We start from the raw sequence: 23,317 nt of genomic DNA on the forward strand, positions 1-23,317 counted from the left end.
GCCTCCGATTTTTGGGCATGCGGGAGCGCCGTGCGGCGGCACGGTGTCGAGGTCGGGGTGGGTTAGCGGATGGTTTCCGCCGCTTCGGTGTAGGTGTTCACGACGTCACTGAGGAACTTCTCGACGACGCCGCGTTCGGTTGCACTGAGCCGGGAGATCGAGGCGTCGGCGCCGGCCAGGATCGGCGCGATGTAGGTGAGGATCCGCTCGCGCGAGGCCTCGGCCGCGACCACGAGCACCTTGCGGCGGTCGGTGGCGTGGGGTTGCCTGGCGACGTGACCGGCGCGTTCGAGCCGGTCGACGATGTGCGTGCTGGCGGCCGTCGACACCTGGAGCCGGTCGGCCAGCTCCCTGGCGGTCAGCGGGCCGTCGGTGACCAGGTGCTCCAGGGCTGACAGGTCGGTGGAGTTGATCCCCAGGACCACGGCGAGCTGTTGCTCGATCTGCCTGGTGAGCAGTCCGATGAGCTGCAGGGATTCCATGATGGCTACATTGGTCACCCAAACAACATACTACATAAGTTACTAACTTGGTTAGCGATTATTGGCGAGGGCCAGCCTGGCCGCGTGGAAACCGCCCATCCCGTGCACGCCGCCGCCGGGCGGGGTGGACGCCGAGCACAGGTAGACGCCGGGCAGCGGGGTGCGCCACGGCGCCGGCGACCACACCGGCCTGCGGACGAACTGCAGCAGGCTCGACAGGCCGCCGTTGATGTCGCCGCCGACGTAGTTGACGTCGTGCGCCTGCATGGCGGCCGAGTCCATGGTGTGCCTGGCCAGGACGCGGTCGCGGAACCCTGGCGCGAAGCGCTCGATCTGCGCCTCGATGGCCGAGGTCATGTCCCTGGTCGAGCCGCTGGGGACGTGGCAGTACGCCCAGAGCGTGAACCCGCCGCGCGTGGGGTCGGCGGCGTACGGTTGCACGAGCAGGACGTACGGCCTGGCCGCGTGCCTGCCCGCCGCCACCTCGGCCTCGCTGAGCGCGATCTCGGCCATCGTGCCGCCCAGGTGTACGGTGCCCGCCCGCGCCACCGCCGGGTCGCGCCAGGGCACCGGGCCGTCGAGCGCCCAGTCGACCTTGAACACCCCGGGCCCGTAGCGGAAGCGCTCCAGCGAGCGCCGGTACCCGGCGGGCAGCTCGGCCATCCCGGCGAACCCCTTGGGGGACACGTCCAGCAGGACCACGTCGGCGTCCAGCTCGCGGAGGTCGCGCACGTGGTGTCCGGCGACAGCCGTACCGCCCAGCTCGCGCAGCCTGGCCACCAGGGCGTCGGCGAGCCGCTGGGAGCCGCCGCGCACGAGCGGCCAGCCGACCAGGTGGGCGAGCCCGGCGAGGATCATCCCGAACCCGGCGGTGATCGGGGCGCGGAGGTCGAGCATGGTGTGGGCGGCCATCCCCGCGAGGGCGGCGCGCGCCTCCTCGGTGCGGAAGCCGTACCGGCCGAGCGTGGTCGCGGGCAGGGACCCGAACGCCCCGAACCTGACCGCCCTCAGCGGTGCCTTGGGAAGTGACAGAGGGGACAGCAAGGTGTCGACCAGCGGGAACGAGGTCGTCGCGCCGATGGTCCGCAGCCAGGCACCGCGGTCGCGGCCGAACTGCTCCGCCGTACGGCGGGCGTCCCGATGGACCAGCACGGCGGGGCGGTCGTCGAGCGGGTGCGCCGCCGGGACCTCGGGGTGGGCGAACTCCACGTCGAGCCCGAGGTCACGCATGGCAGGGGAGGCCAGCGCCATGGGCAGGACAGCCGCGCAGACATCATGCACGTGTCCGGGGAGGGTCAGCTCCCGCGACCGCAGCCCGCCCCCGAACTGCTCGGCCCGCTCCAGCAACAGGACCTTCCGCCCGGCAGCGGCCAGCGTGACCGCCCCGACCAGCCCGTTGGGTCCCGACCCGACGACCACAGCGTCATAGCGCGCCACAGACGCCCCCTCTCACCCACCCCATGATGACCCCGGCGCAAAGACCCCACCCCACGACCCCCCCGCCATCCGCCCCCGCGGTCCGCACCCCTGCGGCCCCCGCCCCCCGCGCCCCCACCTCACACCGCTCGCGCTTAAAGGAAGGCGCGCGGTCACACAAGGGGACATGGGCCATGAAGGGGTCCCTAGAGGGGAGACTGCCCCCTGAAAGGCTGTTACTTGAGGATCGAAGGGAGCGGTTGCGCGCCGCGCTGCTTGAGGAGGTCGGTCATCAGCTTGATCTCCCCCGTCTGCCCCGTGACGATCTTGTTGGCCAGCGAAGCCACCTCGTCCCGCGACGACAGCGACAGCAACCCCTTCGCCATCTGCACCCCGCCCTCGTGGTGCCTGATCATCAGCTGCAGGAACAACACCTCGGCGTCCTTGTCCTTCAACCCCCTGAGCCGCGTCAGCTCGGCAGCGGAAGCCATGCCCGGCATCGCCGTACCCGTCGCAGCCGTCCCGCTGTGCCCGTGCCCCGACATCCACGCCATCTGCGGCCGCTCACCCGCCGGGGAAAGCCCCCACTGCTGCAGCCACCCCTGGAACATCCCCCGCTGCGTGGACTGCGTGTTGATGATGTCGAACGCCAGGTTGCGCACGTCCCGCGACGCCGTCCGGTCGTAGACGATGAACGACATCTCCACCGCCTGCGCGTGATGGGTGCCCATGTCCCGCGCGAAGCCCGCCTCGGGCGAGGCGTCGGACGGCGTGCCGTTCATGCCCAGGACGATGACAAGGGCGGCGACGACGGCGATCGCGATCGCCGCGGCGATCAGCATCGGCTTCTTTGCTGGCTTTTCCATAACGCGCACAGCCTACCTACCCACAGGGATGCTGCCCTTATTCTCCGTATACGCGGGGAGGGCATAGGGTGGCCCGCAGTTGGTACGCCGATGGAGGAACGATGACGAAGGAGAAGTCGCAGGCGCGGCGCGAGCATCTGGCACAGATGCGGGCCGTGCAGAAGCGCAAGGAGCGCCGCACCGCGCTGCTGATGTGGGGTGCCGGCGGCGCCGTCGTCCTTCTGCTCGTCGGGGTGGTCGGGTTCTACCTGATCAAGCAGGCGCGCGAGACGTCGATGGACGCCGTCGCGCGCAAGACCTTCAGCGGCGGCGAGCACGTGTGGACGCCGGTGAAGTACGCGGACACCCCGCCCATGGGCGGGCCGCACAACAACTACTGGCAGCAGTGCGCGGTCTACGACAAGCCGATCCACAACGAGCACGCCGTGCACTCGATGGAGCACGGCGCGGTCTGGATCACCTACCGCGAGGGCCTGCCGAAGGCCCAGGTCGACCAGCTGCAGAAGATCGCCAGCTCCAACGGCAACCAGGAGTACATGCTGGTCAGCCCGTACAAGGACCTGCCGTCCGCTGTGGTGGCCACCACGTGGGGCAACCAGCTGAAGCTGGACAAGGTGGACGACCCGCGCCTGCCGAAGTTCATCACCAAGTACCAGAACGGCCCGGACACCCCGGAGCCCGGCGCCGTCTGCGGTGGCCAGTACGCCATCAGCACGACGGCCGACCAGGCGCCGCTCCCGCCGGAGCCGAAGCAGAACCAGCCGCAGCCGTCGGAGTCGATCGCGCCTTCCGCGACGCCTACGCCGACTAAGAAATAACCTCCTCGAAGGGCACCGCCTCCAGCCCGTGCGCCTGCGCCACGGCCTGGTTGGTCAGGTGCCCTTCGTGCGTGTTGAGCCCGAGCGCCAGCGCCTGGTTCTGCCGCATCGCCTGTTGCCAGCCCTGGTCGGCGATGGCCAGGGCGTAGGGCAGGGTGACGTTGGTCAGGGCGTACGTCGAGGTGTGCGGCACCGCGCCCGGCATGTTGGCCACGCAGTAGAACAGCGAGTCGTGCACCCGGTAGGTGGGCTCGGCGTGCGTGGTCGGCCTGGAGTCCTCGAAGCAGCCGCCCTGGTCGATGGAGATGTCCACCAGCACCGAGCCGGGCTTCATGCGGCTGACGAGCTCGTTGCTCACCAGCGTCGGCGCCTTCGCCCCTGGCACGAGCACCGCGCCGATCACCAGATCGGCCTCGAGTACGGCACGCTCCACCTCGAAGGCGTTGGACGCGATGGTCTGGCAGTGGCCCTGGTAGATGACGTCGGCCTGGCGCAGCTTGTCGATGTCGCGGTCGAGCAGCAGCACCTCGGCCTGCATGCCGAGCGCGATCGCCGCCGCGTTCATCCCGGACACGCCCGCGCCGATCACCACGACGTGCGCCGCGTGCACGCCGGACACGCCGCCCATGAGCACGCCCCTGCCGCCCTCGGGGCGCATCAGGTGGTAGGCGCCGACCTGCGGCGCGAGCCGTCCCGCCACCTCGGACATGGGGGCGAGCAGCGGCAGCCGCCCGTCTGCGGTCTGGACGGTCTCGTAGGCGACGCCGGTGACGCCCGCGTCGAGCATCGCCCTGGTGCACTCGGGGGAGGCGGCCAGGTGCAGGTAGGTGAACAGGACCTGGCCCTTGCGCAGCCGGTGGTACTCCTCGGCGACCGGCTCCTTCACCTTCAGGATGAGGTCGCCGTCGGCCCACACCTGGTCGGCGGTGGGGACGATCACCGCGCCCGCCTCCTGGAAGGCGGCGTCGGGGATGGACGAGCCGGTGCCCGCGTCCTGCTCGACGAGGACCTGGTGGCCGTGCCGTACCAGCTCGTGGGCGCCGGCGGGGGTCAGCGCCACCCGGTACTCGTGGTTCTTGACCTCGCGTGGGACTCCGACCTTCATCGCCGCTCTCCTTTGAGCCGACTCAGCCTACGAAGGGATCAATTCCCCAAATGTGAGGCTGATTACCCGGTTCGGCCGGTCCTCGGTAGGCTCACCGGCAGCAACGGCAGGATGGGATCAACGATGGTGCAGCAGCCGCCCCCCGGCGAGACGCCCCGGCAGGAGCCAGAGGCTGACGAGAAGCCCCAGGCCAGCAGGGTCACCACCGTCGTGCTGCTCGCCTCGCTGGTCGTGGTCGTGCTGGTGGCCGGCGTGCTCGGCACGCTGGCCGTCCTGATGACCAGGAACCAGGGCACCCCGCTGTTCGGCGCGGTCCCGCCCAAGCACCTGGCGACGCCCATCCACTTCGCGCCCGTGGCCGAGACGAAGCCCGCGCCGTGTCCCGGCGTGAAGGCGGCGCTCGACGAGCTGCAGAAGACCTGTTACGTGCTCGACCCCGGGGTCACGGTCACGGCCGTGCAGAAGATCGAGCCGCTCAGGGAGAGCGACGGCACCTACTCGGTGCGCATCGCGATCGCGCCCGCTTTCAGGGACAAGGTCGCCTCGCTGACCAAGGAGAGCGTGGGGCAGACGCGGCAGATCGCCGTGGTGTCGGGGGTGACCGTGCTGGCCGCTCCCATCGTCACGCAGGCGATGAGCGGGGACAGCCTCAGCATCTCCGGGTTCACCAAGGAGGAGGCCGACATGCTGGCCGCCAGGCTCCTGGGACCGGAGGCGGCGGCGACCCCGAGCATCAGCCCGACGACGCCTCCGGTGACCGACCAGCCGACCGCACCGGTCACGACGGGTGGCACTGCTCCCGTCGGTGGTGCCACGCCCACGCGCACGCCTGACCAGAAGTACGCCAGCTGCAAGGAGGCCGTTGCAGCGGGGGCCGGGCCGTACACCAAGGGTGTGCACCCCGAGTACTCCTGGTACACCGACCTCGACAACAACGGCGTGGCCTGCAACTCGGCGGACGTGCGCTAGACCAACCCCTCCAGCGCCGAGATCCCGAAATAGGCCAGGAAGACCAGCGACACGATCCACAGCAGCCACGGGATCTCCCGCGCCTTCCCGCGCGCCGCCTTGATCACCGTGTAGGCGATGACCCCGGCCCCGACGCCGTTGGTGATCGAGTACGTGAACGGCATCAGCGCGATCGTCAGGAACGCTGGTACGGCAAGCTCCAGGTCGTCCCACGGCACGTTGCGGCACTGCGTCATCATCAGCGCGCCCACCAGGACCAGCGCGGGAGCGGCCGCCGCGGCGGGCACCACCGCGGCCAGCGGGGTGAACAGCAGCGTCAGCGCGAGCAACCCGCCCGTCACCACGCTCGCCAGCCCGGTACGCGCCCCCTCGCCCACACCCGCCGCCGACTCCACGAACACGGTGTTCGCCGACGCGCTCATGCCGCCGCCGATGACCCCGGCGACGCCGTCCACGGTCAGGATCGCGCCCAGGCGCGGCACCCTGCCCTGCTCGTCGACCAGCCCGGCCTCGTCGGCCACGCCGATGATCGTGCCCATCGCGTCGAAGAAGCCGGACAGCACCAGGGTGAACAGCACCACCGTGGCCGTCACCGCCCCGGCCGTGACGAACCCGCCGAACACGTCGACCTTGCCCACCAGCCCGAAGTCGGGCGCGGCGACCAGCGCGTCGGGCACACGCGGCACGACGACGCCCCACGCCTTGGGGTCGACCGTGGCGAGGGCGTTGACCACGATCGCCAGGACCGTCGTGACCGCGATGCTGATGAGGATCGCGGCAGGGGTCCTGCGCACGTACAGGAGGATCATCAGCAGCAGGCCGAAGCAGAAGACCGCGACCGGCCAGCCCGTCAGATGCCCGGTCGAGCCGAGCTGCAGGGGCGTGCCCGCGCCCGACGACACGAAGCCCGCGTCCACCAGCCCGATGAGGGCGATGAACATGCCGATCCCCACCCCGATCGCGTGCTTGAGCGCCAGGGGGATCGCGTTCATGATCAGCCTGCGGACGCCGGAGACCGCGAGCACGATGATGACCAGGCCTTCGAGGACGACCAGGCCCATGGCCTGGGCCCAGGTCATGAACGGCGCGGCCTGGTAGGCGACCACGGCGTTCAGCCCGAGCCCGGCCGCCAGGCCGAACGGCGCGTTGCCGACGAACGCCATCAGCAGCGTGCACAGCGCGGCGGCCAGCGCGGTCGACGTGGTGAGCTGGGCGATGGTCAGCTTGGCCCCCGTGACGTCCTTCGCTCCTGCCAGGATGATCGGGTTCAGCAGGATGATGTAGGCCATCGCCATGAACGTCGTGATACCACCGCGCACCTCGCGCCCGACGGTGGTCTCCCGTGCGGACAGCTCGAAGAACCTGTCGAGCACAGCCATCCCCCTTCGCTCTGGGGGATGCAGCGGTTCCTACCCGCTTTTACTCCTTTTCGTGCTTGCCGCCGCCGACCAGGGCGACGAACTCCTCCAGCCTGATCAGGCCGTCTCCGTCCTGGTCGGCGATCTTGATCATCGCGTCGATCTCGGAGTCGTTGAGGCCCTTGGTGCCCAGGGCGCGGTTGACCTTGCGGATCTCATCGGGGGTGATGAGGCCATCCCCATCGGTGTCGAAACGGGCGAACTCTTCCCTGGCCTCGTCGGCAACGTTGCTCATGGCCGCCAATCTACCGAAGCCCCCACCCAAGGACCTTCACCACTCCAGGACCTTGAGGACCTCGGGACCTTCCACGGGGGAGTCACTCTGCGAGAGCGATGTCCTCGGGGCGGATGGGGACGCGCGGCAGCGCCAGCCCCGTGGCGTCCCGCACGGCAGCCGCGATCGCCGGAGTGGACGACAACGTCGGCGGCTCTCCCGCCCCCCGCAACCCATACGGCGCATGCGGATCCGGATTCTCCAGAATCCGCAGCTCCATAGGCGGCATGTCAAGAATCGTAGGAATCAGGTAGTCAGTGAACGACGGATTCAAAACCCGCCCGTCCCGCACCTGGATCTCCTCCATCAACGCCAGCCCCAACCCCTGAGCCGACCCCCCATGGATCTGCCCCTCCAAAGCCTGAGGGTTGAGGATCCGCCCCACATCCTGCACGGCAGCCAGCTCCACCACCTTCACCAGCCCCAGCTCCACATCCACATCCACCACCGCCCGATGCACACACAATGCGAGCTGCGTGTGCGACGCCCCCTGCCCCGTAGCAGGGTCGAGCGGATACGTGGGCCGGTGCCGATACTCCCGCGTCTCCTCCACAGCCCCGAACTTCTCCAGCGCCTCCCGAGCAGACAACCCCTGAAAACGCTCCCGTACGGCCTCGCAAGCCGCCTTGACCGCCCCACCCGTCACATAAGACTGCCGCGACGCCGACGACGACCCGGCAGACCCCACCTGCGTGTCGGCCGTGGCCACCGTGACGTGGTCAACCCCCAGCTCGGTGCGCGCGATCTGAGCCTGGATCGTCACCAGCCCCTGCCCCACCTCGGCCGCCGCCGTGTGCACCGTCACATGTGGCTCACCGCCGACCAGCTCCGCCCTGACCCGGGCAGTGGAGTAGTCGTCGAACCCTTCGGAGAAGCAGATGTTCTTGATCCCGACGCCGTACCCGACGCCCCGCCGTACCGACTCGCCATGGGTGGTCTGCGAGACGCCGCCGGGCAGCGACCGCAGGTCGCCGTCGTTCCGCGCGGGCAGCGGCATGGCCGCGAGCTGACGCAACATGTCGGCCAGCGGCGCCGGGGTGTCGATCTCCTGCCCGGTCGGCAGGAACGAGCCCTGGCTGACCGCGTTGCGCACCCGGATCTCCACCGGATCGAGCCCGCACGCCTCGGCCAGCTTGTCCATCTGCGACTCGTACGCATAACAAGCCTGCACCGCCCCGAACCCCCGCATGGCTCCGCAAGGCGGATTGTTCGTGTAGACCCCGGTGGCCACGACATCCACATTCGGCACCTCATACGGCCCGACCCCCAGCGAAGCCGCATTACCGACGACCGCAGGAGAGGAGGAGCAGTAGGCTCCGCCGTCCAGCAGGATCTCCGCCTTGACGTAGACGAGCCTGCCGTCACGGGAGGCCCCGTGCTCGTACCGCATCCAGGCGGGATGCCGGTGCACGTGCCCGAAGAACGACTCCTCCCGCCCGTAGGAGATCTTGACGGGACGGCCGAGCCGGAGCGCCAGCATGCAGGCGTGCACCTGCATGGAAAGATCCTCCCGAGCCCCGAACGCCCCACCGACCCCCGACAGCGTCAACCGCACCTTCTCCGGCGGCAACCCGAGGCAGGGCGCAAGCTGATCGCGGTCGACGTGCAGCCACTGAGTGGCGATGTAGAGATCAACCCCCCCATCCTCAGCAGGTACGGCCAGCCCGGACTCAGGCCCCAGGAACGCCTGATCCTGCATCCCCACCTCGTACTCGCCCCGCACCACCACCTCGGCATGGAACGTGTCCCCCTGAAGCACCGGCTGCCGACGCACGAACTCCCGAGAAAGGCGAGGATCAGTAACAGCCTCCCGGATCTCGTACTCCACCACGATCGCAGCAGCAGCCCGGCGAGCCGTCTCCGGATGCTCAGCCGCCACCAGCGCGACCGGCTCCCCTTGGTACCGCACCTGATCGATGGCGAGCACCGGCTGATCCTTGTGCTCGAGCCCGTAGAACTTCTCGCCGGGAACGTCTTCATGCGTGAGTACGGCCAGCACCCCAGGCATGGCCAGCGCCGCCGAGACATCAACGGACCGAATCCAGGCCGACGCATGGGGACTCCGCAGAGTCACCCCCCACACCATCCCCTCCAGCCACAGATCCGACGCGTAGGCGAACTCCCCGGTCACCTTCAGCGCCGCATCGGGCCGCCTGGCACTCTCCCCGACACCCTGCCGCACCACACTGGTGGTCTCACTCATCTACCGAGTACAACACCTCACCGGGCGCTTCTTCCAGCTCCAAGGGTCTCTGAAACCGCTCGAAGGGCTTCCTCCACGGCCGCAGCCTCTTCTCGCGCCTCCCGCTGCCAATGGGGGCTCTGCATCTTGTACGCGTGCTGGACCGCCTCGTCCGCCCGGTCCATGGCGCGTTCCAGCTCTCCGGAAAGGCGTGCGGCACGGGTTAGGTGGACCAGGCAGCGGGCCACGGTGAGCGAGTTGTATTGAGTCCTGCCCTGTTCCAGGGCCAGGTTGAGGTGGTGCAGGGCGAGCGGGAGGTCGCCGAGGTCGAGGTAGACGCCTCCGATCACCGCGCGCATGCTGGCCTCCTGAAAGACGTCACCCGCCTGCTCAGCCATCTCCAGCCCCTCCAACAGGCAGTCCCGCGCCTGCTCGTGGTCGCCGATGGAGGAGTAGGTAGTGCCGGCCGTGTAGAGGGCATACCGTTCCCCGACGGCGCTGCCGATGCGCTTCGCCAGGATCTGCTGCGCCCTGGCGCAGCGCAGCGCGTCTTCGTGCCGCTCCATCGTCTGGTGCAGCGAGGCCATGTTTCCGTAGGCGCGTTGCTCGCAGAATCCGTCGCCGAGCCGTACGGCCAGTTCGCGTTCGGCCTCCAGGTGGGCGAGGGTTTCCTCGTACTTCAGGAGGAAACGCATGCCGCCGGCGATGTGGCAGTGCGCCTCCAGGGCCATGCGGTCATCGCCGAGGCGCTCGGCGATCCGCAGCACCGGCTCGTTCAGCTTGATGATGTCGAGGGACCGGCAGGCGTTCTGGTAGGGCCAGTGGAGGGAGAAGGCGATGGCGACGCCGATCAGGGCGATCCTGTCGTCGGGATCGGTCAACGCCTGGGCCGCGGCGGCATACAGGTTCGGCTCCTCGGCGGCCAGCCAGTCGCCCGCCTGTTCCTTCGTCTCCATGGGATGCGGAGCGGCGGTCACGGGAGGCGCCTGCGGCTGCACCCGGTGCGGGTCCCACAACGTCGACGCGCGGAAAGACGAGGCCGCGTAGTAGCCCAGCGCCCTGATGAGGGATCCGCTCCTGTCCGGCGGATCCAGTTCGCTCGCGTACAAGCGGACCAGGTCGTGGAAGTAGTAACGCCCCGGCTGGCCGCGCTCCACGAGATGGGCCCTGGCCAAGCGCTCCAGCGCCTGCTCGGCCTCTGACGGCGAGACGTCCATCAGAGCGGCGACCACCATGGAGGTCACGTCGTTCACGCCGAGCAGTCCAAGCGTGGTGAGAGTCCGCGCCGCGAGCCTGTCCAACGGCATCCGGCTGGTGTGCAGAGCGGTCCAGCTGTCGTTGAAGCTGGTCCGCACGGCCAGGTCACCGGCTTCCAGCTCGTGGAGCCTGCGGCGTTCGTCCTCCAGGCGGTCGACCAGGTCGCCGACGGTCCAGTCCGGGTTGTCGATCAGGCGGGCGCTCGCGATGCGAAGGGCGAGAGGCAGCCCGTCGCAGCGCCGGACCAACCGCTCGGCCGCTTCCCTGTGGGCCGTGACGCGAGCGGCTCCCACGAGCGTGGTCACCATGGTGACCCCCTCGACGTCGTCCATCCTGCCCAGGTGGATCTGGACGCAGTCGTCGAGGGACGTGACGGACTCCCTGCTGGTGGCAAGGACGCTGTTGCCGGCGGAGGCGCCGAGGAACGGGCGGATCTGCGCGGCGCCGCTGACATCGTCCAGGCAGATCAGCATGCGCCTGCCGTTGAGCGTGCTGCGCCACAGCGCGGAGAGCTCGTCCAGATCGCCGGACCCCGCTCCGCCGGGCACCCCCAGCGCGCGCAGGAACCTGGCCATGGCGTCGATCGGCTGGACCGGGTCGGTCGCGCCCTTGAGGTTGGCGTAGAGCTGTCCGTCGGGAAAGTACTCCGCCACCGTGTGCCCCAACTGGGCCGCCAGCGCCGACTTGCCGACGCCCGGCGGGCCGGAGATCGCCACGAGGGGGACGGGCGGGTCGTCGTCCGGGGCCGAGAGCAGCGGCTTGATCTGAGACGTCTCCGCTGCCCTGCCAACGAAGCTCAGGAGGGCACGGGGCAACTGGCGTGGTACGGGAAGGGCGATGTCCGCCGGTGCCTCGCTGCCGCGCAGGATGTCCTCGTGGCAGCGGCGCAGCCTTTCGCTGGGATCTATCCCCAGCTCCTCGGCGAGAATCCGCCTCCCCTCGCGATAGCTCTCCAGCGCCTCCGCCTGGCGTCCGCTTCGGGCCAGGGCCACCATGAGCAGCTCGCGCAGGGGTTCACGTAAGGGATGCAGCCGCACGAGATCCTGCAGGAGGGGAAGCGCTTCCTCGTGGCGGTCCGCCTGGATGAGGTGATGGGCGTGGTCTTCCTGCGCGTCCACCCGCAGATCCTCGAGCCTGCTCCGCTCCGCTTCGGCGAACGGCCCAGGGAGCCCGCTGAGGGCGGAGCCGTGCCACAGGCCGAACGCCCGCTCGTAGACCTCGATCGCCCGCTCACCGCGTAAACCCCTGGCCTCGTCCCGTAGGCCGGCGAAGACCAGCGAGTCCACCTGGGCTGGGCCGATCTTCAGAAGGTAACCGCCGGGTACGGCGAGCAGCAGTTTTGACCGCATGCGCCGGCCTCGTTCCGGCTCCAGCGCCTGCCGCAGGCCCGCCACGTAGGTGTAGACGCTCTGCTCCGCGCTGGCGGGAGGACGCTCGCCCCAAAGGCCCTCGACCAGCGCGCTCATGGTCACCGGGTGGCCGGCAGACGACGCGAGAATCGCCAGCACCGCCTGCTGCCTGGGAGCGCCGAGAGGAAGATCTTGCTCCTCGCGCAAGCAGCGAGTGGGTCCCAGTAGTCGGATGAACAGCGTGTCTTCTCGGCCCACCCGGCAAGACTAACCAGAGATTTCCGGACGCGAAGGGCGCTGTTCCGCCTTCTGTAGAGAGAATGTAGAGGCGGCGCGTAGCGTGTATAGCGTGGGGAGAAGTGTGACTACAAGCCTTGCTTGCCCTGACGTGCTGATCTGTTCAACATCGGTCCCCTTGCGACGGCTACGGCCGATCTAGCAGCAGGCAGGGACATCTACGGTCATTAGGTAGGCCGGAGGGGCAGACGTGTCGGCACTGGCAGTCGTAGCATTGAGCGCGACGGTCGACGTGACCGCGAAGAACATAACAAGTGCGGACAGGGCAAAACGCTTGCGCATGGGGGGCTCCCTCGCCGTGGGTGTGCTCGAAAATATCTTCTCAGGGAATGGCGGCTATGACCACATCGGACCTGGTCGGACTGCGTATTAAGACGGTTCGGCGACAGCGCGGCCTGTCTCAGGCCCAGCTGGCGCATCCAGAGTTGTCAGACAGCTACATTTCCTTGATCGAGAGCGGTAAGCGTACCCCGACTCCCGCTGTCCTGGAGTTGCTGGCTCAGAAGCTCGACTGCTCGCTCTCCTATCTGGTCAACGGTGTTACCGCCGAGCAGATGGAGGACCTGGAGCTGTCGCTGGGGTACGCACGGCTGGCCTTGGAGAACGGTGAGGTCTCCGAGGCCCGCACACGCTTCTCCGAGCTGCTGGCGAACAACAACCTGACAGGGCTGACGGCTCTACGTCAAGACGCCCAATTCGGACTCGCGCTGGCCACGGAGGCGGATGGCGATCTTTCGCAGGCGATCGTCCTGCTCGATCGCCTGCTGGGGGACGACCTTGCGCCCGAGCGGCGCATTGAGGTGACCGTCGCCCTCTGCCGCACCTATCGGACCAGCGAGAGGCTGACCGAGGCCGTCGAGGTGGGCGAGCAGATCCTGGGTGGCGCAGTCAGGCCCGTCTGGTCCGACCTGATGGTGGAACTCGGCGCGACACTGCTGGCGGCATATCTGGACCGGGGCGACCTGCTGCGCTCCCGCCAGTTCGCCGCCGAACTGTTGAACGCGGCCGACACGCTGGGAACCCCTCGGTCGGTTGTCGCGGCCAACTGGAACGCCGCTCTCACTGCCCTCTACACCGACCACGGTGAGGAGGCTCTGGTATTCGCCGAGCGAGCGATGGCTGTTCAGACGGAGCACGGAGAGCCACGCAACACCGCGCGCATGCGCCTGGCCCTCGCCGCGCTCATGCTCAGAACCCGCTCGCAGGACGTTTCCACCGCGCGGGACCTGATGCGCAGAGCGCTCGGCGACATGGAGCAGACCTCGGCAGGTGTGGTCGACGTGGCCCGCTGCAAGATCGAGATTGCCAGGGCCGAGATCATGGCCGGCAACCTCGACCAGACCATCGTCGACGCCGCCGAAGGCCTCAGCTTGCTCCCCGCGACGGCGCCCAGTGTCGGGCTCGAGGGCGATCTGCTGCTCAGCCGGGCCTTCGGGGCTACGGGTCGGTTCAGCGAGGCGCGCGAGCACATCGACCGCGCGCGTGACTGGCTGGAGCCGATCCCCGACGCCAGGCGTACCGCAGGTGCGTGGTACGCCACCGCGGAGACCCTGGAACTGCTGGGCGAGGGAGAAGAGGCGGTCGGGGCGTATCAGCGCGCTCTCGCGTGCGCCGGTCTGTAGCGGGGTGAGGACCGGGCGGTGGCGTCGGTAGCCTGGGGGGTGCCATGAAGAGATCCCCGATAGCGGCCCTCACCGCCCTACTCGCCGCCATGCTCGTCCTAGGCGCCGCCCTGGCGGCCCCCGCCCTGGCGCATGACGCGCTCAAGAGCAGCAACCCCGCCAAGGACGCCACCGTCAAGAAGCTCGACACCGTCAAGCTCGAGTTCTCCGCCTCCGTCCGCATGCCGTTCGTCATCGTGCGCGGCCCGGACGGGGCGAAGTACCAGCAGGGCAAGCCCGAGGTGGACGGTCACACCGTCAACCAGGCCGTCACCGACGACCTGCCGGACGGGAAATACACGATCGCCTACCGGGTCGTGTCCTCGGACGGGCATCCGATCGAGGGTGAGATCCCGTTCTCGGTCAAGGGCGCGCCCAAGCCGACGCCCAGCGCGAGTGAGAGCGCCACCACAGGGCCGACGCCCGTGGGGCCCGCCCCCACGCAGGAGAGTCCGGTAGCCGCCGAGGCCAAGACGGAGTTTCCCGTCTGGTTGCTGATCGTGGTCGGCGCGCTGGTCGGCATCGGTGTCGGCTTCCTGCTCAGCATGCGGAAAAAGCGCCCGTGAACCGTGCAGCCCGCCTGGGGATAGCGGCCGCGGCTGCCGCGGTCGTGGCGCTGGTCGTCGCCATGCTGGCCGGGGGCGCCGCGTTCCCGCGCATCATCGCCGACCTCCCGACCGCCGGCGTGCTCACCCGGTGGGCGCTGCCGGTGTCGAAGCTGCTCATGGACGCCTCCGGCGTACTGACCGTGGGCCTGCTGCTCACGGCCACCGCCTTCCTGCCGAGCGAGAAGGGCATGCTGGGCCAGTCCGCCACCGGCTACGTCAAGGCAGCCTCGTGGAGCGCGCTCGTCTGGGCGGGCGCGGCGGCCGGGACCATGGTGTTCGGCCTGTCGGACGAGCTGGCCATGCCGGTCTTCCAGGTGCTGGGCAACGAGCTGACCAGCTACGCCAGCCAGACCGGGCGCGGCATAGCGCTGACCCTCGTGGTGCTGTTCGCGGTGGCCATCGCGCTGTTCTCGCGCGGCGCGATCACCGCGGGCGCGGCAGGCGGGCTGCTGGTGTTGTCGCTGGCGACCATGCTGCCGCCGTCGCTGTCGGGCCACTCTGCCTCGGCGCCCAACCACGACATGGCCATCTCGGGCGTCTCGCTGCACGTGCTGGGGCTGGCGCTGTGGGTGGGCGGGCTGGCCGTGGTGACCGCGCACGCGCTGCTCAAGCGGCCGCAGGTTCCGCTCATGGCGCAGCGTTTCTCCCGCATGGCGCTGTGGTGCTACATCGTGGTGGGCGTCTCCGGCGTCTTCAGCGTCCTGGCCAGGCTGACCGCCGTCGAGGACCTGTGGACCTCGTCGTACGGCGTGCTGATCGTCGCCAAGACGGTCGCCTTCGTGCTCCTGGGATACGCGGGCTGGTGGCACAGGCAGCGCACGCTGGTCGCGCTCGACCAGGGCAAGGCAGGCGCGTTCGTACGGCTGGCCGTGGGCGAGGTCGTCGTCATGGCGGCGACCGTCGGCCTCGGCGTCGCCCTGTCGCGCACGCCGACCCCGCCCGTCGTCACCCCGTCCGACCGGGCGTTCGAGCTGCTCGGCTACTCGATGCCGCCGCCGCTCACCGCGGGCAACCTGGTCACGATGTGGCGGTTCGACCTGTTCTTCGCCGTCGTCGCCGTCACCCTCGCCGGTCTGTACGCGGCCGGCCTCGTCCGGCTGGCCAGGCGCGGCGACGCGTGGCCGGTGGGGCGCAGCGTCGCCTGGTTCCTCGGCGTCGCGATCCTGGTCCTGGCCACGCAGAGCGGGGTCGCGCGCTACGCGCAGGTCCTGTTCAGCGTGCACATGGCCGAGCACATGACGCTGTCCATGGTCGTGCCCATCTTCCTGGTGCTCGGCGGCCCGGTCACGCTCGCCCTGCGGGCGCTGAAGCCCGCGGCCAAGCGCGGCGACCGGGGGCCGCGCGAGTGGATCACGGTGATCCTGCACAGCCAGTTCGTCAAGGTCGTCGGGCATCCGGCGATCGCGACGGCGATCTTCGTGGTGTCCACCTACGCCCTCTACTTCACGCCGCTGTTCTCGGCGGCGATGGAGGAGCATCTCGGGCACATCGTGATGACCACCCACTTCCTGCTCAGCGGGTGCCTGTTCTTCTGGGTGATCATCGGCGTCGACCCGGGGCCGTACAAGCTGCCCTACTTCGGGCGGCTGCTCACGCTCTTCGTCACGATGCCGTTCCACGCCTTCTTCGGCATCGCGCTGATGATGATGGGCACCGTGATCGCGTCGGACTGGTACGACCAGCTCGGCCGTACCTGGGGCGACAGCCCGCTCGCCGACCAGCAGAACGGCGGGGCCATCGCGTGGGGCTTCGGCGAGATCCCGACGCTGATCGTCCTGCTCGCCCTCGCCATGCAGTGGTATCGCGACGACGACCGGCAGGCCCGCCGGGCCGACCGCCGGGCGGACGCCGCCGCGGCCTCGGGACGAGGCACAGGAGACACGGAACTCGACTCCTACAACGACTACCTCGCCCGCCTCAACCGTCATGACAAGGGCGAGTAGCCGAACGGGTATGGCCTTCTATCTTCCGCTCACACGTTTCCGAACCTGCCGGTAGCCTTGCTGACGGGGGAGACGGGCATCACCACGTGTTCGATTCGGCCTGCCGTGGGGGCGGTTGCGGATCGGCCAGTGGGTGGCGCTGGTTCGGGGACCGGTGGTTGCTCATGATGCTCAGGAAGGCGAGATCAATTGACGGAAGAGACGCGCATGCGCGGGGGGCGGAGCCTGGCCGAAGCGCTTGAGGGCTATCTCGCCGAGTGGGCCGACCGCACCGACATCACCGTGGAGACGTGGGCGCTCCCGGCTGACGAGGTGCCTGCCCGGGTCGCGCGGGGTGTCTGGGGCGCGCTGGAGGAGGCGCTGGCCAACGTCGAACGGCACAGCGGCGCCACCGTGGTGTCCATCGCGATCACCTCGGGGGCGCGCGGGCTGCGCATGACGGTGAGCGACAACGGCGGCGGGTTCGCCAACGCCCCGGTGGGGCGGGGGATCGCCCGGATGCGGGCGTGGTTCGCCGAGCTGGGGGGAAACCTGGCGGTCAGCAGCGTCGCCGGCGAAGGCACGACGGTGACCGGAGTCGTCCCCAAGAAGCGGTAGTCCCGTTTTGGAACGGGCCAAAGGGCGAGGGCCGTGCGGCCCTCGCCCTTTCCTTTTCAGGAGCAGTAGGTCCTGATCTTCCGGTCGATGGCCTTGAGCTGCTTCTCGTACGGCTGGAGATCGTCGTAGTCCGTCGTGGTGGCGGCCACCCTGAGCGCCTTGCGCGCCACCGTGTGGCCCTTGGCCGTGAGCCCGGCCAGCGCCGAGTTCTCCGAGGCGACGTCCGACAGCGCCTGGAACATCGTCGACAGGCGGTTGTAGCGGCCGGCGATGTCGCCGTCCGTCCCCTCGTAGGCCTGCCTGGCCTTGATCAGGTGGACGTAGGCGAGGCACACGTGCCTGCTGTTGGCTTCCGCCTTGGTGGTGGCGGTGGCAGCGGCGGATCCGGTCAGGACGAGCGCCGCGAGCGCGCCGGTGATCAGGACGTTTCGGATCATCATGCCGACGAGGGTAAACCTCATCCCTTGCAGTCGAATGTAATCTTTTACGGCTTCGCGCCCAAGAACGGGAGAGAGATGGACTAACGAGAGGTTTGACGGATGGCAGGCGATCTGCGGCCGACGATGCGTGATCCCGTGGCGTTCGAGGGTTTCTACCGAAGACACGTGGAGCAGGTCAGCCGCTTCGTGGCGCGCCGCGTCCCCGTGCCCCACCTCGTGGACGACCTGACCACCGAGGTGTTCATGGCCGCCATCGACGCGGCCGGCACCTACCGCGCAGACCGGGGCAGCGAGGTCGCCTGGCTGTACGGCATCGCCAGGAACGTGGTGGCGAGCGAGCACCGCAGGGCGGCCCGCGAGCTCGACAAGAGCGAGCGCGAGGCGGGACGGCGGCACCTGGACGCCGACGACATCGCCCGGCTGGAGGTGCGCATCGACGCGGAACGGGCGGCAGGCGCGATGCTGTCGGCCATCGCCGGGCTCCCCAAGGCCCTGCGCGCGGTGGCCGAGCTCGTCGACATCGACGGGCTCCCGGTGGCCGACGCCGCGGCCGCGCTGCGGATCAGGGTGGGTACGGCACGCGTCCGGCTGCACCGCGCCCACCGGCTCCTGCGAACGGGTCCGTCAGAAGAACTCGCCATGGAAGGAACGTCATGACCGACAACGGCACGCTGGCGGGGTTCGAGGAGCGGCGGCTCGCCGAACTGCAGGCCTACATCGCCGCCAAGCCCCGGAAGAGGCCGCGCGGGCGTCTCTATCTCGCGCTGGCCGCCGTCGTAGGGCTCGGCGCGGTGACGGCGGGCGTCCTGGTGGCGTCGAGCGGACGGGAGGCCGCCTACGGAGTGGGCGAGGGCGACGACGGGACCGTCGTCATCACCGTGCGCGACTCGGCGCGCAGCGTGGGCAACATGGCCGACCTCACCGAGCAGCTTCGGGCGCTGGGCATCCCGGCCATCGTGGACTTCGAGCCCGAGGGGAAGATGTGCAAGGAGCCCAGGGGCGTGTACGTCGAGGACATCCCCAAGGGCCTCTACACGGTGCCGTACAACGACCCGGGGGTGACGGACGGCTTCCAGATGAAGGTCAACCCCAAGCTGTTCCGCAAGGGGGAGACCTGGGTGTGGACGCTGGCCCCGCAGGGCACCACCACCCACCTCTACAAGGACCCGGTCGCGCCCTGCGAGCTCGTCCCTGACACCCGCCCGGAGCCGAAGGTCGTCGAGCAGGCCGACGCCACGAAGAAGGGCGAGCCGCTCGAAGGCGTTCCGGTGGAACGGCAGAAGGCGGCCACGGTCGTCGCCGAGATCGAGAAGCGCGGGCTCAAGGTCCACCTGGAAGTGCTGGAACCGTACCCGGGCAACCCGGGCGGCGGCGGCATCGATCCCGAGAACCAGGGCCCGGTCGGCCCCGGCTGGGTGGCCTGGTCCGCGGTGACGCAGAAGGACGAACCAGGCGTCATCCGGCTGACGGTGACCGAGCAGGCGTGGGAGAACAACCCCCTCTGCGGCGGCCCCTGCCCCTGACAGAATGACCCTCACCCCGAGAGCGCCCAGAATGAACCCCCAGAGAGGAGGCCCTCCCGATCTCTGCTCTTCTCTCCTTCGAGGGGAGAGATTCGTGCGGGAGGCCTTCTCGTCGGGTGTTCTAGGGGAGGGTGAGGATCTCGCTGCCGGTGTCGGTCACCAGGATCGTGTGCTCGAACTGCGCGGTCCGCTTGCGATCCTTGGTGACCGCCGTCCACTTGTCCGGCCAGATGTCGTAGTCGATCGTCCCCAGCGTCAGCATCGGCTCGATGGTGAACGTCATCCCCGGCACCAGCTCGACCTTCAGCGAAGGATCGTCGTAGTGCGGCACCATCAGCCCCGAGTGGAAGGTGGTGCCGATGCCGTGCCCGGTGAAGTCGCGCACCACGCCGTAACCGAACCGCTTGGCGTACGCCTCGATGACCCGGCCGACGATGTTGAGCTGCCGCCCCGGCGCGACCGCCTTGATGGCGCGCATCGTCGCCTCGCGGGTGCGCTCCACCAGCAGGCGCGACTCCTCGTCCACGTCGCCGACCAGGTAGGTGGCGTCGGTGTCGCCGTGCACGCCGCCGATGTACGCGGTGATGTCGATGTTGATGATGTCGCCGTCGCGGACCACGGTGTCGTCGGGGATGCCGTGGCAGATGACCTCGTTGAGCGAGGTGCACAGCGACTTGGGGTAGCCCCGGTAGCCGAGCGTGCTCGGGTAGGCGTTGTGGTCGAGCAGGAACTCGTGGCCGATGCGGTCGAGCTCGTCGGTGGTGACGCCGGGCACGCAGTGCTTGCCGACCTCTTCGAGGGCCTGCGCGGCGATCCTGCCCGCGACCCGCATCTTCTCGATGATCTCCGGCGTCTTGACGTCGTCCTCGCCGGTCTTGGGGCGCTTCTTCCCGACGTACTCCGGCCTTTCGATGTGTGCGGGAACCTTGCGCATGGGCGAAATCCGCCCGGGCTGGAGCAACGTCGTCATGAAGGAGAGTCTACGGGGGCAGAATCCAACGCATGACGAGTGATCAGTGGTGGTTCTGCCTCAAGCACATGCGCGTCGAGCCCGACCAGGGCTGTCCCAACAAGGACCGCATGGGTCCGTACGCGACGGAGCAGGAGGCCGCGGGGGCGCTGCAGCGCGCCTCGGAGCGCAACAAGGCCTGGGACGAGGCGGAGGCCGACGAAGACTGAGTAGCGGGGTACTCATGCCGGTACGCGAACATACGCAGACACTCTGAGAGGTCAGCCCCCTCGGAGAGGTCCACACCATGTCGCGTCTGCGCGAATTGCTCGAATCCCTGTCCGCCGACTACGGCCTGGTGGTCCAGGCCGTCAGCCCGCACGCCATCCTGATCACCGAGCACCGCGAGGAGGAGTCCCTCACCAAGAGGGAGAGCGCGGTGCTCAGGCTGGTCGCCCAGGGTCTCACCAACGGGCAGATCGCCAGAAGACTGGAGATCAGCCCGCGAACCGTGGAAAAGCACGTCGAGAACGCCAGGGGCAAGCTCGGCGCCGCCAACCGGACGGAGGCGGCGCTGCTCTCCTACGGTATGACGGCGTAAGCCCGGACCGGGAACGTTCCCATGCCCACGACCATCGGCGGCGCCGCGTGGAAGCGGAACCCCTCAGCCGGCAGCGCTGCCAGCCCGGTCAGGTGCTCGACGATCGGGATGCCCGCGCCCAGCAGCACGGTGTGCGCGGGCCGCGGCCCGCGCGGGGGAGTGTCGTCGATGTTGAGCGAGTCGATGCCGACCAGCGCCGCCCCCTGCTCCACCAGCCATTCGGCGGCCGCCGGGCTCAGGAACGGGTGGCCGTCGAGGTATGCGGGGGTGCCGAAGAAGCGGTCCCACCCGGTCTCGACGAGTACGGCCCGGCCGCGCACGTCCAGCCCCTCGAACGCGGAGACGCCCACGGAGCGGTCGGACGACCGCACCACCAGTCCCGGCAGGTCGGCGATGGCGGACAGGGGCACCTGCGACAGGTCGGACCCGTCGGCGTAGCGGTGGTGCGGGGTGTCCAGGTAGGTGCCGGTGTTGGCGGCCAGCGTGATCGTCCCGATGTGGAACTCGGTGCCCTGCTCGTAGATCTCGCGCGAGGCCTCCCTGCTCAGGTGCGTCCCCAGCACGGGCCCAGGCACTCCGGGGTAGGTGACCATGCCCTCGGTGATGCGGTGGCTAAGCTCGACGATCACTGGTGACTCCTCTTCTGATGAGCTTGTAGACCGCCACGATGCCGATGGCCGCCCAGATCAGGTTCAGCCCAGCGGACGGCCAGGCCGCGTTGTAGGCGCTGTTGACCATGAGGCTGAGCGACCCGGTGAGATTGATCAGCTGGTACCGCACGCCGTCCCCCGGCATCCGCGACGTGGACACCATCGCGTAGCCGTACAGCAGGAGGGCGGCGCCCAGCCAGCCAATCACATCCAGCAGCAGGTCCATGCCGCACATTGTCCTGACCAGGCAGGATATAGCGCAATTAACGATATCTAACTGCGCGCGTAAGCTGACCTGCATGGACATCGACCCCCGGCGGCTGCGGGTGCTGCATGAGGTGGCCCGCCGCGGTGGGGTCATGCGCGCGGCCGAGGCCCTCCACCTCACCGCCTCCGCAGTCTCCCAGCAGCTCGCCCAGCTCGAGCGCGAGGTCGGCCTGGCGCTCATCGACCGCTCGCAGCGCCGCGTCTCGCTCACCCCGGCAGGCCGGGTGCTCGCCGGGTACGCCGAGCGGGTCGAGGACGAGCTGGCCGAGGCCAGGCGCGAGCTCACCCGCTTCACCGAACGGCTGGCGGGACCGGTGACCATCGCCGCGTTCCCCACCGTGATCACGCACATGCTCGTCCCGGCCATGCGCGACCTGGCCGAGCGGCACCCGAAGATCACCCCGGTCATCCACGAGCTGTACGGCCAGCCGGCGCTGCAGGAACTGCGCCTGGGCGGCGTCGACATCGTCATCACCGAGCAGGACATGAGCCTGCCGCCGCTCCCGCAGCCGTCGCTGATGGAGCGCACCCTCTACGTCGACGAGTTCCGCGTGGTGGTCCCGGCGAGCTGGCCTGACCCGCCGTGCGCCGTCGCCGACCTGGCCGACGTGCCCTGGGTGGCCGGGTGGCCCGAGCACGCCGTAGGGCAGGCGCTGGAACGGCTGGCCGCGCTGCACGGCTTCGAGCCGCGCAGGCAGCACGTCATCATGGAGTTCGGCCCGATGCTCGCGCTCGTCGCCGCAGGCCACGGGGTGGCCATCGTGCCGACCCTCGCGCTGCTCGACGTGCAGAAGGGCGACGTGCGGGTGAGCGAGGTCAGGGACGTCGGCGCGCGCAGGATCGCCGCGCTCACCCGGATCAGCAGGACCCGCTCCGGCGAGCCCGACCCCGTGCAGGCCGTCGTCATCGGCGCGATCGCCGAGGCGACCCAGGCGCTCGGCGAGTCCCTGGTCGGCCACCTGGGCTCCCCGGGCAGTTCTGGCGAGCCAGCCGGTCAGCTGGGTTCTCCCGAGTCGGTCGGCTGAGCTAGTCGGCGACCTGGGGGCCGCTGACCCGCTCCAGGAGCCTGGCCAGCCGGTCGCGTAGCCCCAGCCGTTGCGGCAGCTCGCCCGCCGCCGCGCTGACGAGGTGCTGGGCGCCGTCGAACGTGATCAACCCGTCGGGGGGTACGGCTATCGCGTCGTGGGCGAGCCCGGCCAGCTCCCGGTCGGCGCCCTCGATCGCCAGGATCGTCGCGCCCGTGCGCCTGGCGTCGTCCACCCGCTCCAGGAGCGGCACCGGCGCCTTCTGCTCGGCCACGACGAACAACGTCTCGCCCCGCCGTACCTCCTCCAGCCGGTCGAGGCCGACCCGCAGGTGGGCCGGGGCGTCGTCCGGCGGGGTCCATCGGACCAGGGTGGGGGTGAGCTGCGGCAGGTCGGCGAACCTGGCCTCGTCGCTCAGGTGCGCCGTCAGGTGCCACGGCTCGTCGTCGGGCGTGCCGACCAGCAGCAGCCCGCCGGGGGAGCGGGTGGCCCGCAGGGCCAGGCCGAGCTCGCGGGTGCGCTCCACCCAGCCGGTCTCGGCGAGCAGCTCGCGCAGGAAATCCACCGACCCTGAGTCCATCAGTCCATCGTGCCCCACGGGCCCCGGTTTCGCCTGGCGT

At 69.5% G+C, this 23,317-nt stretch carries 24 protein-coding genes; 11 read left to right on the forward strand and 13 right to left on the reverse strand.

Features of this window, described 5'->3' with window-relative positions; genetic code table 11:
• Positions 1–62: 62 nt before the first annotated feature.
• The 3 genes from ACIBG8_RS53340 to ACIBG8_RS53350 form a co-directional block, all read right to left on the reverse strand.
• Positions 63–500, reverse strand: coding sequence for a MarR family winged helix-turn-helix transcriptional regulator (locus tag ACIBG8_RS53340; protein WP_397351112.1), 438 nt, complete (start codon positions 498–500; stop codon positions 63–65).
• A 33-nt stretch (positions 501–533) separates the two neighbouring features.
• The gene (locus tag ACIBG8_RS53345) at positions 534–1,919 is read right to left on the reverse strand and encodes a phytoene desaturase family protein (RefSeq protein ID WP_397351113.1); all 1,386 of its coding nucleotides are present in this window, start codon (positions 1,917–1,919) and stop codon (positions 534–536) included.
• Between the two features lie 215 nt (positions 1,920–2,134).
• The gene (locus ACIBG8_RS53350; protein ID WP_397351115.1) at positions 2,135–2,764 is read right to left on the reverse strand and encodes a DUF305 domain-containing protein; all 630 of its coding nucleotides are present in this window, start codon (positions 2,762–2,764) and stop codon (positions 2,135–2,137) included.
• Between the two features lie 101 nt (positions 2,765–2,865).
• Here ACIBG8_RS53350 and ACIBG8_RS53355 point away from each other — a divergent pair, with 101 nt between their 5' ends.
• Positions 2,866–3,582, forward strand: coding sequence for a DUF3105 domain-containing protein (locus ACIBG8_RS53355; protein ID WP_397351116.1), 717 nt, complete (start codon positions 2,866–2,868; stop codon positions 3,580–3,582).
• Here the strand turns inward: ACIBG8_RS53355 and ald are convergent.
• Positions 3,572–4,687, reverse strand: a complete 1,116-nt coding sequence (gene ald / locus ACIBG8_RS53360; protein ID WP_397351118.1) for an alanine dehydrogenase — start codon at positions 4,685–4,687, stop codon at positions 3,572–3,574. The two genes, ACIBG8_RS53355 and ald, sit on opposite strands and share 11 nt — an antisense overlap.
• Before the next feature lie 123 nt (positions 4,688–4,810).
• Here ald and ACIBG8_RS53365 point away from each other — a divergent pair, with 123 nt between their 5' ends.
• The gene (locus tag ACIBG8_RS53365) at positions 4,811–5,656 is read left to right on the forward strand and encodes an excalibur calcium-binding domain-containing protein (protein WP_397351119.1); all 846 of its coding nucleotides are present in this window, start codon (positions 4,811–4,813) and stop codon (positions 5,654–5,656) included.
• Here ACIBG8_RS53365 and ACIBG8_RS53370 read toward each other — a convergent pair.
• From ACIBG8_RS53370 to ACIBG8_RS53385, 4 genes are all read right to left on the reverse strand, one after another.
• Complete coding sequence (locus tag ACIBG8_RS53370; protein ID WP_397351120.1) at positions 5,653–7,035, reverse strand: NCS2 family permease; 1,383 nt, start codon at positions 7,033–7,035, stop codon at positions 5,653–5,655. The genes ACIBG8_RS53365 and ACIBG8_RS53370 overlap by 4 nt on opposite strands.
• Before the next feature lie 40 nt (positions 7,036–7,075).
• On the reverse strand, positions 7,076–7,309 hold the full coding sequence (locus ACIBG8_RS53375) for an EF-hand domain-containing protein (RefSeq protein WP_397351122.1): 234 nt from the start codon (positions 7,307–7,309) through the stop codon (positions 7,076–7,078).
• Between the two features lie 82 nt (positions 7,310–7,391).
• On the reverse strand, positions 7,392–9,551 hold the full coding sequence (locus ACIBG8_RS53380; RefSeq protein ID WP_397351123.1) for a xanthine dehydrogenase family protein molybdopterin-binding subunit: 2,160 nt from the start codon (positions 9,549–9,551) through the stop codon (positions 7,392–7,394).
• A gap of 17 nt (positions 9,552–9,568) precedes the next feature.
• The gene (locus tag ACIBG8_RS53385; protein ID WP_397351124.1) at positions 9,569–12,394 is read right to left on the reverse strand and encodes a BTAD domain-containing putative transcriptional regulator; all 2,826 of its coding nucleotides are present in this window, start codon (positions 12,392–12,394) and stop codon (positions 9,569–9,571) included.
• A gap of 377 nt (positions 12,395–12,771) precedes the next feature.
• Here ACIBG8_RS53385 and ACIBG8_RS53390 point away from each other — a divergent pair, with 377 nt between their 5' ends.
• The 4 genes from ACIBG8_RS53390 to ACIBG8_RS53405 all read left to right on the forward strand — a co-directional run bounded on the left by ACIBG8_RS53390 (position 12,772) and on the right by ACIBG8_RS53405 (position 17,242).
• Positions 12,772–14,055: a helix-turn-helix domain-containing protein gene (locus tag ACIBG8_RS53390; RefSeq protein ID WP_397351125.1), complete on the forward strand. Its 1,284-nt coding sequence runs from the start codon at positions 12,772–12,774 to the stop codon at positions 14,053–14,055.
• Positions 14,056–14,099: 44 nt separating this feature from the next.
• A complete protein-coding gene (locus tag ACIBG8_RS53395) occupies positions 14,100–14,660 on the forward strand; it encodes a copper resistance protein CopC (RefSeq protein WP_397351126.1) in 561 nt (186 codons plus the stop codon).
• Entirely contained in the window at positions 14,657–16,645 is a 1,989-nt protein-coding gene (locus tag ACIBG8_RS53400) for a cytochrome c oxidase assembly protein (RefSeq protein ID WP_397351127.1), read from the forward strand. Before ACIBG8_RS53395 ends, ACIBG8_RS53400 begins: the two co-directional genes overlap by 4 nt.
• A gap of 207 nt (positions 16,646–16,852) precedes the next feature.
• A complete protein-coding gene (locus ACIBG8_RS53405) occupies positions 16,853–17,242 on the forward strand; it encodes a sensor histidine kinase (RefSeq protein ID WP_397351128.1) in 390 nt (129 codons plus the stop codon).
• Between the two features lie 56 nt (positions 17,243–17,298).
• Here ACIBG8_RS53405 and ACIBG8_RS53410 read toward each other — a convergent pair whose 3' ends face one another.
• Entirely contained in the window at positions 17,299–17,682 is a 384-nt protein-coding gene (locus ACIBG8_RS53410; RefSeq protein ID WP_397351129.1) for a hypothetical protein, read from the reverse strand.
• A gap of 99 nt (positions 17,683–17,781) precedes the next feature.
• On the opposite strand from ACIBG8_RS53410, the gene ACIBG8_RS53415 reads away from it, so the two are divergent.
• On the forward strand, positions 17,782–18,339 hold the full coding sequence (locus tag ACIBG8_RS53415; RefSeq protein WP_397351130.1) for an RNA polymerase sigma factor: 558 nt from the start codon (positions 17,782–17,784) through the stop codon (positions 18,337–18,339).
• Positions 18,336–19,205, forward strand: a complete 870-nt coding sequence (locus ACIBG8_RS53420) for a hypothetical protein (protein WP_397351131.1) — start codon at positions 18,336–18,338, stop codon at positions 19,203–19,205. The genes ACIBG8_RS53415 and ACIBG8_RS53420 overlap by 4 nt, the downstream gene beginning before the upstream one ends.
• A gap of 121 nt (positions 19,206–19,326) precedes the next feature.
• Here ACIBG8_RS53420 and map read toward each other — a convergent pair whose 3' ends face one another.
• The gene (gene map, locus ACIBG8_RS53425; protein WP_397351132.1) at positions 19,327–20,175 is read right to left on the reverse strand and encodes a type I methionyl aminopeptidase; all 849 of its coding nucleotides are present in this window, start codon (positions 20,173–20,175) and stop codon (positions 19,327–19,329) included.
• Positions 20,176–20,207: 32 nt separating this feature from the next.
• Between map and ACIBG8_RS53430 the strand changes: the two genes are divergently transcribed.
• Positions 20,208–20,384, forward strand: a complete 177-nt coding sequence (locus ACIBG8_RS53430; protein WP_397351133.1) for a hypothetical protein — start codon at positions 20,208–20,210, stop codon at positions 20,382–20,384.
• A 77-nt stretch (positions 20,385–20,461) separates the two neighbouring features.
• On the forward strand, positions 20,462–20,755 hold the full coding sequence (locus ACIBG8_RS53435; RefSeq protein WP_397351134.1) for a response regulator transcription factor: 294 nt from the start codon (positions 20,462–20,464) through the stop codon (positions 20,753–20,755).
• On the opposite strand, the gene ACIBG8_RS53440 is transcribed toward ACIBG8_RS53435, so the two are convergent.
• Positions 20,737–21,348, reverse strand: coding sequence for a cyclase family protein (locus ACIBG8_RS53440; RefSeq protein WP_397351226.1), 612 nt, complete (start codon positions 21,346–21,348; stop codon positions 20,737–20,739). The two genes, ACIBG8_RS53435 and ACIBG8_RS53440, sit on opposite strands and share 19 nt — an antisense overlap.
• Before the next feature lie 19 nt (positions 21,349–21,367).
• Positions 21,368–21,631, reverse strand: a complete 264-nt coding sequence (locus ACIBG8_RS53445; RefSeq protein ID WP_397351135.1) for a hypothetical protein — start codon at positions 21,629–21,631, stop codon at positions 21,368–21,370.
• A 73-nt stretch (positions 21,632–21,704) separates the two neighbouring features.
• Between ACIBG8_RS53445 and ACIBG8_RS53450 the strand changes: the two genes are divergently transcribed.
• Positions 21,705–22,697: a LysR family transcriptional regulator gene (locus ACIBG8_RS53450; protein WP_397351136.1), complete on the forward strand. Its 993-nt coding sequence runs from the start codon at positions 21,705–21,707 to the stop codon at positions 22,695–22,697.
• Between the two features lies 1 nt (position 22,698).
• Here the strand turns inward: ACIBG8_RS53450 and ACIBG8_RS53455 are convergent, their stop codons facing one another.
• Positions 22,699–23,277 carry a hypothetical protein gene (locus tag ACIBG8_RS53455; RefSeq protein WP_397351137.1) on the reverse strand — a complete coding sequence of 193 codons (579 nt, stop codon included), beginning with the start codon at positions 23,275–23,277 and terminating at the stop codon, positions 22,699–22,701.
• Positions 23,278–23,317: the final 40 nt, after the last annotated feature.

This window comes from Nonomuraea sp. NPDC050556 (assembly GCF_044457355.1).
In the GTDB taxonomy this organism is placed as follows: Bacteria; Actinomycetota; Actinomycetes; order Streptosporangiales; family Streptosporangiaceae; genus Nonomuraea.